The 12,329-nt window shown below is 68.7% G+C and carries 11 protein-coding genes and 1 tRNA gene; 6 read left to right on the top strand and 6 right to left on the bottom strand.

The window, feature by feature from the left end:
- Positions 1-4 precede the first annotated feature (4 nt).
- Complete coding sequence (locus PV734_RS28450) at positions 5-274, bottom strand: type II toxin-antitoxin system RelE/ParE family toxin (RefSeq protein WP_319096770.1); 270 nt, start codon at positions 272-274, stop codon at positions 5-7.
- Positions 271-543: a type II toxin-antitoxin system Phd/YefM family antitoxin gene (locus PV734_RS28445; RefSeq protein WP_164409767.1), complete on the bottom strand. Its 273-nt coding sequence runs from the start codon at positions 541-543 to the stop codon at positions 271-273. The genes PV734_RS28450 and PV734_RS28445 overlap by 4 nt, the downstream gene beginning before the upstream one ends.
- A 500-nt stretch (positions 544-1,043) precedes the next feature.
- Here PV734_RS28445 and PV734_RS28440 point away from each other — a divergent pair, with 500 nt between their 5' ends.
- Positions 1,044-2,432 carry an NAD(P)/FAD-dependent oxidoreductase gene (locus PV734_RS28440; protein WP_319096772.1) on the top strand — a complete coding sequence of 463 codons (1,389 nt, stop codon included), beginning with the start codon at positions 1,044-1,046 and terminating at the stop codon, positions 2,430-2,432.
- A gap of 370 nt (positions 2,433-2,802) precedes the next feature.
- Positions 2,803-4,098, top strand: coding sequence for a cyclopropane-fatty-acyl-phospholipid synthase family protein (locus tag PV734_RS28435; RefSeq protein ID WP_319292581.1), 1,296 nt, complete (start codon positions 2,803-2,805; stop codon positions 4,096-4,098).
- 74 nt (positions 4,099-4,172) lie between these two features.
- On the opposite strand, the gene PV734_RS28430 is transcribed toward PV734_RS28435, so the two are convergent.
- On the bottom strand, positions 4,173-6,719 hold the full coding sequence (locus PV734_RS28430) for an ABC transporter permease (protein WP_319292580.1): 2,547 nt from the start codon (positions 6,717-6,719) through the stop codon (positions 4,173-4,175).
- A gap of 97 nt (positions 6,720-6,816) precedes the next feature.
- The gene (locus PV734_RS28425) at positions 6,817-7,590 is read right to left on the bottom strand and encodes an ABC transporter ATP-binding protein (protein WP_319096776.1); all 774 of its coding nucleotides are present in this window, start codon (positions 7,588-7,590) and stop codon (positions 6,817-6,819) included.
- A 405-nt stretch (positions 7,591-7,995) separates the two neighbouring features.
- On the opposite strand from PV734_RS28425, the gene PV734_RS28420 reads away from it, so the two are divergent.
- From PV734_RS28420 to PV734_RS28410, 3 genes are all read left to right on the top strand, one after another.
- Positions 7,996-8,079: transfer RNA gene (locus PV734_RS28420), tRNA-Leu, on the top strand.
- Positions 8,080-8,275: 196 nt separating this feature from the next.
- Positions 8,276-9,451: a 4-hydroxybenzoate 3-monooxygenase gene (locus PV734_RS28415; RefSeq protein WP_319292579.1), complete on the top strand. Its 1,176-nt coding sequence runs from the start codon at positions 8,276-8,278 to the stop codon at positions 9,449-9,451.
- A 278-nt stretch (positions 9,452-9,729) separates the two neighbouring features.
- Positions 9,730-10,638, top strand: a complete 909-nt coding sequence (locus PV734_RS28410; RefSeq protein WP_319096779.1) for a Bax inhibitor-1/YccA family protein — start codon at positions 9,730-9,732, stop codon at positions 10,636-10,638.
- A 135-nt stretch (positions 10,639-10,773) separates the two neighbouring features.
- On the opposite strand, the gene PV734_RS28405 is transcribed toward PV734_RS28410, so the two are convergent.
- Complete coding sequence (locus PV734_RS28405) at positions 10,774-11,004, bottom strand: DUF4287 domain-containing protein (protein ID WP_006375250.1); 231 nt, start codon at positions 11,002-11,004, stop codon at positions 10,774-10,776.
- Between the two features lie 104 nt (positions 11,005-11,108).
- Here PV734_RS28405 and PV734_RS28400 point away from each other — a divergent pair, with 104 nt between their 5' ends.
- Entirely contained in the window at positions 11,109-11,420 is a 312-nt protein-coding gene (locus PV734_RS28400) for a hypothetical protein (RefSeq protein ID WP_319096781.1), read from the top strand.
- 52 nt (positions 11,421-11,472) lie between these two features.
- Here PV734_RS28400 and PV734_RS28395 read toward each other — a convergent pair whose 3' ends face one another.
- On the bottom strand, positions 11,473-12,270 hold the full coding sequence (locus tag PV734_RS28395) for a hypothetical protein (RefSeq protein WP_319096782.1): 798 nt from the start codon (positions 12,268-12,270) through the stop codon (positions 11,473-11,475).
- Between the last annotated feature and the right edge of the window lie 59 nt (positions 12,271-12,329).

Here is a 12,329-nt window from a genome sequence, read left to right as displayed (position 1 = left end):
CCGCCTACAGGTTGCGGTACACGTCCCGCCGGTCGCCCACCTTGACGACGAGGATGACAAGTTCGCCATCGTTGATCTGGTAGGCGACCCGGTAGCTTCCGACCCTGAGCCGGTAGAGCCCGGACGGGCCGGTGAGTTTCTTGACGTCGGCGTCCTGGCGGTACGGGTCGTCACCGAGTGCGGTCAGCGCGGTGAGGATGCGCATGGCGTCGAGCCGGGCGATGTCCTTCAGCTGCCTCTGCGCCGCCGTGGTGAACCGGAAGGCGTACTTCACGCGGCGCCTTCACCGTGCTCGGTGAAGAGATCCGCCAGGAGTTCGGCCATGGTCACGGTGGGGCCGTTCTCGGCCAGGACCGCTTCGGCCTCTCGGGCCAACATGACGTCGGCCGCCTCCTCCAGGGCTTCGAAGTCCGCGATCGGCACCACGGCAGCCACCGGAGTGCCGTTGCGAGTGATGACCGTCGGGGTGCCTTCCTCGGCCAGGTTGATGCGCTCCGCGAGATGGGCGCGGGCTTCCCGTATGGTCACGGTGTCCTCGGTCATGACGCCAGTGTACGCGCATGTGTGTACACGCGTCGGGGTGAGTCGCGTTCGTGGGACATCCTCGACGGGATCGCGTGGTCGGTCGCCTGACCCCTCGGCTGAGCAGGTCGGATTACGCATGAGCGCACTTGGGGGGCTGTTCGCGGCCCCCCGGTGACGCCCTCGCGGGAAAGTTCGTGAAGTTCTTCACAAGGAATTCGGTCCTGTTGGGCGACGAACGTGGTCCGGAGGGGCTTTTCGGGGGCTCACCTGGGGTGGGAGCCTGCTCGGGGGAGCGTCGCGGGGGTGTTTCCAGAGGGTGTTGCGGGGTGCTGGTCCAGTCGCTCCGGAGACCCGGAAGAGCAGTTCACGCGGCATTGACATCGGGGCGTACCGCCCGCTGGTATCCCTCGCGTGGCGCGGTCCCGGGGATGCGGGGCGCGCAGTGTAACAGAGGGTCTGGGTAAGCTTGTGAAGGGGCGCACGAGCGACCCCCCTGGACCGGGTGGATACTCGATGGCATGAGCACCACGGAGCGTCCCAGGATCCTCGTAGTAGGCGGTGGGTACGTAGGCCTGTACGCAGCTCGGCGCATCCTCAAGAAGATGCGCTACGGCGAGGCGACCGTCACGGTCGTCGACCCCCGGTCGTACATGACCTACCAGCCCTTCCTCCCCGAAACCGCCGCCGGCAGCATTTCGCCGCGCCACGTCGTCGTACCACTGCGACGTGTGCTGCCCAAGGCGGAAGTCCTCACCGGTCGGGTCACCACCATCGACCAGGACCGCAAGGTCGCCACGATCGCCCCCCTCGTGGGTGAGGCGTACGAGCTGCCTTTCGACTACCTCGTCATCGCCATGGGCGCGGTCTCCCGCACCTTCCCGATCCCCGGCCTCGCCGAACAGGGCATCGGTATGAAGGGCATCGAGGAGGCCATCGGCCTGCGGAACCACGTCCTTGAGCAGCTGGACAAGGCTGACTCCACGACCGACGAGGAGATCCGCCGCAAGGCGCTCACCTTCGTCTTCGTCGGCGGTGGCTTCGCGGGTGCGGAGACCATCGGTGAGGTCGAGGACATGGCTCGCGACGCGGCGAAGTACTACACCAGCGTGTCCCGCGAGGACATGCGGTTCATTCTCGTCGACGCCGCCGACAAGATCCTTCCCGAGGTCGGCCCGAAGCTGGGCCAGTACGGCAAGGAGCACCTGGAGAGCCGCGGGGTCGAGATCTATCTTTCGACTTCCATGGACTCGTGTGTCGATGGTCATGTGGTGTTGAAGAACGGCCTTGAGGTCGACTCCAGCACGATCGTGTGGACGGCCGGCGTCAAGCCCAACCCGGTGCTGTCGCGGTTCGGCCTGCCGCTGGGCCCGCGCGGTCACGTGGACGCGCAGCCGACGCTTCAGGTCACGGGTACGGACTACGTCTGGGCCGCGGGCGACAACGCCCAGGTGCCCGACGTGGCCGCCCGTAAGGCCGGCGTGGAGAACGCCTGGTGCCCGCCGAACGCGCAGCACGCGCTGCGGCAGGCGAAGGTGCTCGGCGACAACGTGGTCTCCGGTATGCGGGGCTTCCCGCAGAAGGACTACGCGCACTCCAACAAGGGCGCTGTCGCGGGTCTCGGCCTGCACAAGGGCGTCGCGATGATCGTCATGGGCAAGATCAAGATCAAGCTCAAGGGTCGGCTGGCGTGGTACATGCACCGTGGCTACCACGGTCTCGCGATGCCGACGTGGAACCGGAAGATCCGGGTGTTCGCGGACTGGACGCTGGCGATGTTCCTGAAGCGTGAGGTTGTGGCGCTGGGGGCGTTGGAGACTCCTCGGGAGGAGTTCTACGAGGCTGCGAAGCCTGCGCCGGTCGCTGCGGCTAAGAAGGCCGAGGAGAAGACAGAGGCCAAGGCCTCCTGACGTTCTTTCCCTTGAGCCCTTGACCTCCGGTCGCTGAATTACCCCTGAAGGGGCTGCTCGCCATCCGTGGTGCGGGCGGCCCCTTCAGGGTTTTCTCGCCCCCGCCGCCCCTACCCGTCCCATCCTCGACCTGGGGGCTGTGCCCCCAGACCCCCCCATCGGCCCTGAACGGGCCTTGTCCTCAAGCGCCGGACGGGCTGGATGTGCGGGCCGGGGCTGGGGAGGTGCGGGCCGGGTGGGGGAAGGGTGTGCCTTGCCCTCGTATCCCCTTTGCCCAGTTGTGATCAGTTCTGGGGACTGCGGGCCCGGGGCGTTGGTGTTTGGGTGGGTGTTGGACATTCTCGGTTGTGTCGTAACGGAGGTGTGAGCCATGCCCGGAGCCGCGTCGCGGCTGCAGAGCTTCGCCGAACAGTTGCTGGGGGTCCCGCTCCCGATGCGCATCCGCGCCTGGGACGGTTCGCAGGCCGGGCCGCCCGGCGCTCCCACACTGGTCGTCCGTAACCGCCGGGCCCTGCGCCGGCTGCTGTGGAAACCCGGCGAACTGGGGCTGGCCCGGGCCTGGGTCGCCGGTGACCTGGGCATCGAGGGGGACTTCTACGCGGCCCTCGATCTGCTGTCCGGGCTGGTCTGGGAGCGCGGGGAGGACGCCCGGACTCTCGGCGAGACCCTGCGCGATCCCGAGGCGCGGGCCGCCGCGCGCGGGCTCGTGAAGATGGCCGGGCTTCCGCTTCCTCCGGCTCCGCCCCGTGAGGAGGTCACGCGGCGGCGCAGGCACCTCCACACCAAGCGCACCGACAAACGCGCCGTCAGCCACCACTACGACGTCGGCAACGACTTCTACGGACTCGTCCTGGGCCCGTCCATGGTGTACTCCTGCGCCTACTGGGAAGCCCCTGGCAGTGGCACGCTCGAGGACGCCCAGCGCGACAAGCTCGAACTCGTCTGCCGCAAGCTCGCCCTGACGCCGGGGCAACGGCTCCTCGACGTCGGCTGCGGCTGGGGCTCCCTCGCCGTCCATGCCGCCCGTGAGCACGGCGTCCAGGTCGTCGGGGTCACCCTCTCGCAGGAACAGGCCGCGTACGCCCGTAAGCGCGTCGCTGACGAGGGGCTGACCGACCGGGTCGAGATCCGGGTGCAGGACTACCGGGACGTCACCGACGGGCCCTTCGACGCCGTCTCGTCCGTGGGGATGGCCGAGCATGTGGGCAGCGAGCAGTATCTGACGTACGCGCGTGATCTGTACGGGCTCCTCAAGCCGGGCGGGCGGCTGCTCAATCATCAGATCGCCCGTCGGCCGCAGACGGACGAGGGCGCGTACAGCCTCGACGGGTTCATCGACGCGTACGTCTTTCCGGACGGCGAACTCGCGCCGGTCGGCACCACCGTCACCCAGCTCGAACGGGCCGGGTTCGAGGTGCGTGACGTCGAGTCGATCCGGGAGCACTACGCGCTGACCCTGCGCCGGTGGGTCGCCAACCTGGAGGCCGACTGGGAGCGGGCCCTGCGTCTCACCGGTCCGGGGCGGGCCCGTGTCTGGCGGCTGTACATGGCCGCCTGCGCCCTCGCCTTCGAACACAACCGTCTCGGCGTCAACCAGGTTCTCGCCGTGCGGGCCGCCGAGTCCGGTGCCTCCGGGATGCCCCTGCGGGCCCGTACCTGGAACTGAGCGTGAGTGAAAGGTAGTTGGGCCCCGCTCCGGGGGGAGTGGGGCCCAACTACCGTGCGGGTACCGCTGAACTCCTACTCCGACTTGATCGCCGTCAGCATGTTCAGGCCGGCCGCGCGGCGGGCCGGCCACAGGGCCGCCAGGACGCCCACCGTGGCGGCGAGGAGGAGGAACAGCGCCATCCTCGCCCAGGGCAGGACGAGTTCGTACGTCGCCATCTTCGGGCCCAGCAGTTCGCCGGCCGCCCAGCCGAAGAACACGCCCAGGCCGATGCCCATGACACCGCCGAAGAGGGAGATGACCAGGGACTCCAGACGGACCATCCGCTTGATGCCCTTGCGGTCGAGGCCGATCGCCCGCAGCATGCCGATCTCCTGCGAGCGTTCGAAGACCGACATGGCCAGGGTGTTGATGACCCCGAGGACCGCGACCAGGACCGCCATGGCCAGCAGGCCGTAGAGCATGTTCAGCATCAGCGTGAAGATCTGTGCGACCTCGTCCGAGCGGTCCTTCTTGTCCTGGATCTTGATGGCCGGGTTGGAGCCCAGGACCTTCTCCAGCCTGTCCTTCGCCGCGCCCGTCGCGCCGTCCGACATCTTCACCATGACCTGCGAGTCGGTGCTGCCGGTGTTGCCGGCCGCGTTCGCGCGGTGCGGGGTCAGGAGAGAGTCGTCGAGGATGATGCCGTTCGTGATCTCGTTGTCCTGGTACACGCCCGCCACGGTCAGCCGAGCCTTCCGGCCGTCCTCGTAGGCGGTCGTGACGGTCGAACCCACCTTCCAGCCAAGGTATTTGGCCGTGTCGCCGTCCACCACCATCCGGGTGCCGTCGACCTTGAACGTGCCGTTGTCCATCGTCAGCTTCGTGAGTTCGCCGATCGTGGCGCCGTTGACGCCGGTCACCCACTCCGTCTCGCCGTCGATGCGTACGGAGCCGTGGCTCAGAGGGCTGACAGCGACCACCCCGGACGTCTTCGCCAGTTTCCCGGCGACATCGGGGGAGAGGTCGTTGCCGTTGGCCATCGAGACGATGTAGTCGGCCTTGATGGATTCCGAGGCCATCTTGTCGATCGCCTGCTGGAGGCTGCCCGCGACCACCGTCATACCGGTGATGAGGGTGAGCCCGATCATCAGCGCGGAGGCCGTGGCGGCCGTACGGCGGGGGTTGCGGACCGAGTTCTGGCGGGCCAGCTTTCCGGCGACGCCGAACACGCGTGTGAACGGGCCGGTGGCGGCGATCAGCGGGCGGGAGAGGAGCGGGGTGAGGATGAAGACGCCGATGATGAGCAGTACCGCGCCGATGCCCATGGGAGCCTGGCCGTCCGAGCCGTCCATCCCCGTGGCCGCGAGGACCACGGCGACGCCCGCGCCCGAGAAGAGCGCGCCGAGCGTGTTCCGCAGCACCAGCGACTTGGTGGTCGCGGTCGCGTGGACACTGCTCATGGCGGCGACCGGCGGGATCTTCGCGGCGCGGCGGCCGGGCAGCCAGGCCGCCAGCATGGTGATGACGATGCCGACCGCGAGGGCCGCGCCGACCGTGCCCGGTGTGACGATCAGCGGCCCGTCGGGCACGGTCGCGCCGAGCATGCCCAGCAGTGCCCTCAGCCCGGCCCCGATACCGATGCCCGCGACCAGCCCGGTCACCGCCGCGACAGCGCCGACGACGAACGCCTCGATCAGCACGGACCGGGTGACCTGCCTGCGCGAGGCGCCGACCGCCCGCATCAGCGCGAGTTCCTTGGTGCGCTGGGCGACCAGCATCGTGAAGGTGTTGGCGATGATGAACGTACCCACGAAGAGCGAGATGCCCGCGAACACCAGCAGGCCCTGCTTGAGCCCGCTCATCGACGCGGCGATCGTTTTCGCCTGCTCGTCGGCGAGCCGGGCCGCCGTCGTCATCTCGACGGTGTCGCGCGGCAGGGCCTTTCCGAGCGCCGCCTTGAGCGCGGTCTGGCTCGTCCCGGGCGCGGCCTTGACGTCGATCTCGTCGTACGCGCCCACCTTGCCGAACAGTCGTTGCGCGGTCGGAGTGTCGAAGAGGGCGAGGCTGCCGCCGGCCGTCACGTTGCCGTCGTCCGTGGTGAAGATGCCGGAGACCTTGGGGGAGAGCACCGGGCCGTCCACCGACAGGCGCACGGTGTCGCCGACCCTGTAGCCGGCCCGGTCGGCGGTCTTCGCGTCGAGGGCGACCTGGCCGGAGCCCTTCGGCGCGGTGCCTTCCGTCAGCGGGTAACGGGCGTCCTTGTCACCCCAGTAGTTCCCGCCCTCCGACTGGAAACCGCCGCCGACGAGCTTGCCGTCCTTGTCGGCGATGGCTGTGAAGCCGTTCACGACGCCGATGACCGAGCCGGCGCCCGGAACCTTCGCGGTCTTCTCCAGCAGGGCCTGCGTCAGCTCCGGCGTCTTGCCGATCTTGTCGCCCACGTCTTCCCGGTAGCCGGGCCGCACGGCGACGTCGACCTGGTCGAAGCCCTTGGCGGAGCTGTTCTGGAGGGCGTTGGAGAGCGTGTTGGTGAAGACCAGGGTCCCGGACACGAACGCGACGCCGAGCATCACGGCGAGCACGGTCATCAGAAGCCTGGCCTTGTGCGCGAGTACGTTGCGCAGGGCGGTACGGAACATGGGTGTCGTCTCAGTCCGTCGAGTCGAGGTCGTGATGAAGAGGGGTGAGGGGTTACGGGAGTTGACTGGTCGTCAACTCCCGTAGCGCGGTGGCGCGTCAGCTGGTGCGGGTCGTCCTGGTGTCCAGTTGCTTCATGCGGTCCAGGACGCCGTCGGCCGTCGGGCCGTACAGCTCGTCCACGATGCGGCCGTCCGCGAGGAAGACCACCCGGTCCGCGTACGCCGCCGCCACCGGGTCGTGGGTGACCATCACGACCGTCTGCCCCAGCTCCCGTACGGAGTTGCGGAGGAAGCCCAGTACCTCGGCGCCCGCGCGGGAGTCGAGGTTTCCGGTCGGCTCGTCGCCGAAGATGATGTCGGGGCGGGAGGCCAACGCCCGGGCCACGGCGACGCGTTGCTGCTGGCCGCCGGAGAGCTGGGACGGGCGGTGACGGAGCCGGTCGGCGAGGCCGATCATCGAGATCACCGAATCCAGCCACTCCTTGTCGGGTTTGCGGCCCGCGATGTCCATCGGGAGGGTGATGTTCTCCAGTGCGGTCAGCGTCGGCAGCAGGTTGAACGCCTGGAAGATGAAGCCGATCTTGTCCCGGCGGAGCTTGGTGAGCTGCCTGTCCTTGAGCGAGCCCAGCTCGGTCTCGCCGATGCGTACGGAGCCGGACGAGAACGAGTCCAGGCCAGCCACACAGTGCATCAGCGTGGACTTGCCGGAACCCGACGGGCCCATGATCGCGGTGAACTCGGCCTGCCGGAAGTCGACGGAGACCTGGTCGAGGGCGACGACCCGCGTCTCTCCCTGTCCGTAGACCTTGGACAGATCCGTGGCGCGGGCGGCCACCGTGGTGGTCCGGTCGGCGAGGGGGGTGGTGGTCACGGGTGGGGCTCCTGTCGGGACGACGGCACGAGGTCTGAGGCTCGTGAACCATCGTCGTGGCCCCAGGTCGCCGTGTAGTCAGCCGCTGTTCCGGTTCCGAAGGCAGACTCCGGACGGACCCGGCGGGTCCGAGTCATACCTGGGGATGACGGTCGTCCCCTAGGTCCCGCCCGCACGGGTTATGTCAAGAACAGGTGGAGCCCCCTTGTTCGTACGGTGAAATTCCGTCATTCCGCATGCGCGCCGGACTGCCTCGCGAAAGGCTATTGGCAAGTGCGGATGGCCCGTTCCAGGTGCTGATGCACCCTCAGAAGTCAATAAAATAAGACAACATCGGGGCCCTCACCCTCAGCACGGGTGGGGCGTCCCGATAGGCTCGGAACCTCGATGCGGAGCCCAGGGCCTGCCCGGATGGTGGAATGCAGACACGGCGAGCTTAAACCTCGCTGCCCCTTCGCGGGCGTGCCGGTTCAAGTCCGGCTCCGGGCACTTTCGACAGCCGTATGCCGGATTTGTCGGTGCTGCCTCCATTGAGGTCTTCATCGTGGAACCGTTGACAGCGGCCGCATGTGGTCAGAGACTCGGCACAGTCAACTCGTGAAGGAAATTTCACCACACGAACATTCCGCGTCAGTGTCCATCCGCAGGGATGTACGTCCGCGTGAATGTGCGAAGGGAGCGACCGATGCGTACCACCGTCGGCATCATCGGAGCCGGCCCCGCCGGGCTCCTTCTCGCCCGGCTGCTCCACAACGCCGGTATCGACTCGGTCGTCCTGGAGAGCCGCGACCGGGACTACGTGGAGCGGCGGCAGCGGGCCGGGATCCTGGAGCAGGGGACCGTCGACGTGCTGCGCGCCGCCGGGGCCGGTGCCCGTATGGACCGGGAGGGGCTGCGCCACGACGGCATCGAGCTGCGCTTCGACAGGAAGCGTCACCGCGTCGACTTCCCCGCCCTCACCGGTGGCCGGTCCGTGATGGTGTACGCGCAGACCGAGGTCTGCAAGGACCTCATCGCCCTCCAGCTGGCGGACGGCGGCCCGCTGCTCTTCGAGGCGGAGGCGCTCGCCGTCGAGGACGCCGACAGCGACAGCCCACGGGTGCGCTTCCGGCACGAGGGGCGTGAGGACGTACTGGAGTGCGAGTACGTCGTCGGGTGCGACGGCTTCTGGGGGGTGGCCCGTACGGCGATCCCCGAGGAACTCACCCAGGTCTTCGAACGGTCGTACCCCTTCGGCTGGCTCGGCATCCTCGCCGACGTACCGCCCTCGCACGACGAGCTGGTCTACGCCCGCCACGACCGCGGCTTCGCCCTTCTCTCCATGCGCTCCCCGTCCGTCTCCCGCCTCTACCTCCAGGTACCGGACGGCACCGACGCCGAGGAGTGGGGCGACGAGGAGATCTGGGACGAGCTGGAGCGCCGCTTCGAGACCGCCGACGGATGGAAGCTCGACCGGGGGCCCATCACCCAGAAGTCCGTGACACCGATGCGGAGTTACGTCCACGAGCCGATGCGCCACGGACGCCTGTTCCTGGCCGGGGACGCCGCGCACATCGTGCCGCCCACCGGCGCCAAGGGGCTCAACCTCGCCGTCGGGGACGTCGTGACCTTCGCGCGAGCCCTGACGCACGAGAGGGAGACGGGGTCGGCGCGACTGCTCGACGCCTACTCCGAGACCTGTCTGCGCCGCGTCTGGCAGGCCGAGCGGTTCTCGTACGACATGACGACCCTCCTGCACCGGACCCCGGACGCCACTCCCTTCGAGGACCGGCTCCAGCTGGCCCGGCTGGAACGCATCGCCGGCGCCCCCTCGGCGGAGACCGACCTGGCCGAGGGGTACACGGGTTTCCCTCTCGACTGACGGGACAGACGACGGAGGCCAAAGGGCAAAGGGTCACGGGAGCACCGGAGGAGCCGAGCGGCAGGGCGCCGGATCACCAGATCACCAGATCAGGGGCCGGTCTCGGCTCTGTACCGGGTTGGTCATGGTCCGGGGGCTCCGTGGCCGGGAATCAGGGGGGCGCGTAGCGTGTTCGCGACAGGACGAGGGAAAGATCCTCCCCAAGCACTAGGGTCAATCCTTTGCCCACCTATTACTCTTGAGCCCAAGACCACGCAGTGTGGCCATGGAGGAGTGAAATGAGGAGCAGCAACCCGGTCTTCTCGCGACGGGGGTTCAGCCGCGACAACGGCTACGCGGGCTTCAACACCGCGCCGCAGGCCGGGGGCGCAGCTGTCGGTACGCAGCCGGGCAACCCGTATGCGGACCCGCACGCCCAGCAGGGCGGCAACCCGTACGCGACCAACCCCTACGCCCAGCAGGACCTTCAGCACGGCGCACCGCCGCAGGCCCCGGTCTCCACCGGCCGGATGACGATGGACGACGTCGTCATGCGGACGGCCACCACGCTCGGTGTGCTCGTCGTCACGGCGGCGCTCGCCTGGGCGCTGCTGCCCGTGGACGACGCGAACATCAACAGGTCCTACGGCATCGCCATCGGCGCCGGTCTCGTCGCGATGGTCCTGGGCCTCGTCCAGTCCTTCAAGCGCAAGGCCTCGCCCGCGCTGATCGTGACGTACGCGGCGCTGGAGGGTGTCTTCCTCGGCGTCGTCTCCAGCGTCGTCGACAACCGCATCGCGAGCGGTGCGGCCATGCAGGCCGTGATCGGCACGCTGGCGGTCTTCACCGCCGTACTCGTGGCGTACAAGGCGGGCTGGATCCGCGTCAACCGCCGCTTCTACGGCTTCGTGATGGCGGCGGCGCTCGGCTTCGTGCTGCTGATGGCCGTGAACCTGCTGTTCGCGGTGTTCGGCGGCGGTGACGGCCTCGGCTTCCGCAGCGGCGGCCTCGGCATCATGTTCGGCATCATCGGCATCCTGCTCGGCGCGTGCTTCCTCGCCCTCGACTTCAAGCAGGTCGAGGACGGCATCGCCTACGGCGCGCCGCGCGAGGAGGCCTGGCTCGCCGCCTTCGGCCTCACGATGACGCTGGTCTGGATCTACCTGGAGTTCCTGCGGCTGATCGCCATCCTGCAGGGCAACGACTAGTACTGGTAGCCAGTACTGGTACGCCAGGCAGTTGGCAGTAGCTGATAGCGGTGGAAGGGCCCCGGGATCGCCGCGATCCCGGGGCCCTTCGTCGTGGTGTCGGTGCGTGCCTCGGTCTCTCAGAGGGGCGTGCCCTCAGAGAAACTTGCGCGCGGCCCTCCTCAGGTCGTACTCGTGAATGAGGGCTTTGGCGTGGCCGTACGCGAGATTGTGCTCGTGCCGGAGCCAACTGACCTTCTCCTCGAAGCAGAAGAGGGAGGGGCCTTCGTCTACGGTGCGCAACCAGTCGGAGATCTCACGACCGGTGCATTGGGGGATGCGGGCGAGCATGTTGCGGTGGGTCTCCTCGGAGAGGACGTGGGACATCGGCGCCTCCGGACGCAAAGGGGATGTAAGCCGGTCCTTCACGCCACGGTGCCTCAGGGTTGGGTCGTTGGCAACAGTCCGGTTGCGACGCGTAGTCTCGCGGCGTGCTGGATACCTCGCCTTTGACGCTCGCAGTGGATCACTTTGCCGACCGGTTGCGGGCAGCGCCGCAGAGTCGCTTGCAGAGAGGGGCCGCGGCGGAGGCGCTGGGGCTGGCCAGGGAGTTGGCACGGCGTGCCCAGCTTCTGGAGTCACCGGCGGACGATCCCCGCGTGATGCCCGACGCGGGGATGTTCGCCGCGGCGGACCAGGTGACGGTGGCCGCGCACGATCTGGCGCTGGTGCTGCGCGGTGAGGGGGAGCTGGCCTCGGTGCTCGCCCTTGTCGCGGAGGCTCAGCAGCGGGCCGGGGTGTAGGCCGCGTCCGCGGGGCCGGAGGAGAGGCGCGTGGGGTGTGTGGGCGGACGCCTCACAGTGAGGCTATGACCCTGTCCGCCAGGACGTACACCGTCTCCTCGCCGCACTCGAAGGTCAGGGCGTAGGCGCCCGAGATGCCCGAGCCGCCGAGGAGGACCGGGGCCGCGCCCGAGCGCAGGGCCGCGGAGAGACGTTCCGCCGTCTCGCGGTGGCCCGGCGTCATACAGAGGGTCGTGCCGTCGGTGAAGACGTAGACGTCGAGGGTGCCCAGGGGGCCGGGGCGGACGTCGGCCAGCGCGGTGCGGGAGTCGGCGAGGTCCTCCAGGCAGGCGACCGTGCGTTCGTGGTCGTTCACGACGGGCGACTGGGCCGGTACGAAATCGGGGTGCGAGGGGTGCCGGCGACGGGCGGCGGCCAGTTCGGCGGACTCCCCGGCGAACTCGTCGGTGTCGGTGCTGGCCTCGGTCACCGGTTCCAGGGAGTCCAGGCCCGCGAAGTCGGCCGGGCGCGGCAGGAACAGCTCACTGTCGGGGAGGCCGAGCAGGGAGGGCGCGTCAGAGGTGTCACGGGCCTCCTGGGCGGCCCAGAAGGCACGCGCCTCGGCGAGCTCCCGCTCCCGCTCCTCGGCGAGCGCCTCGGCCACGGCAGCGCGTATCCGGTCGGTGTCACCGGAGTTGCGCGCCTGCGGTACGAGACCGTGCGCTCCGACGGCGAGACTCTGGGCGGCCAGTTCGGCGTGCAGGGCCGCGATCTGCCGACGCAGCCCCAGCAGGGTGCGCAGAACGGCGACGCCCACGGCCGTGGTGATGGTGGCTGTGGCGAGCAGCAGAGCAAGAGGCGTAGCGCTCACTGACGTACTCCCGGTTCAAAGTCGACCCCCGACTTCCTACATCAGCTTGAAGGATGGAC

Origin of the sequence: Streptomyces sp. AK08-02, assembly GCF_033795085.1 — a bacterium.
GTDB classification, from domain to species: Bacteria; Actinomycetota; Actinomycetes; order Streptomycetales; family Streptomycetaceae; genus Streptomyces; species Streptomyces echiniscabiei.
This window is presented reverse-complemented; position numbering and strand designations above follow the sequence as displayed.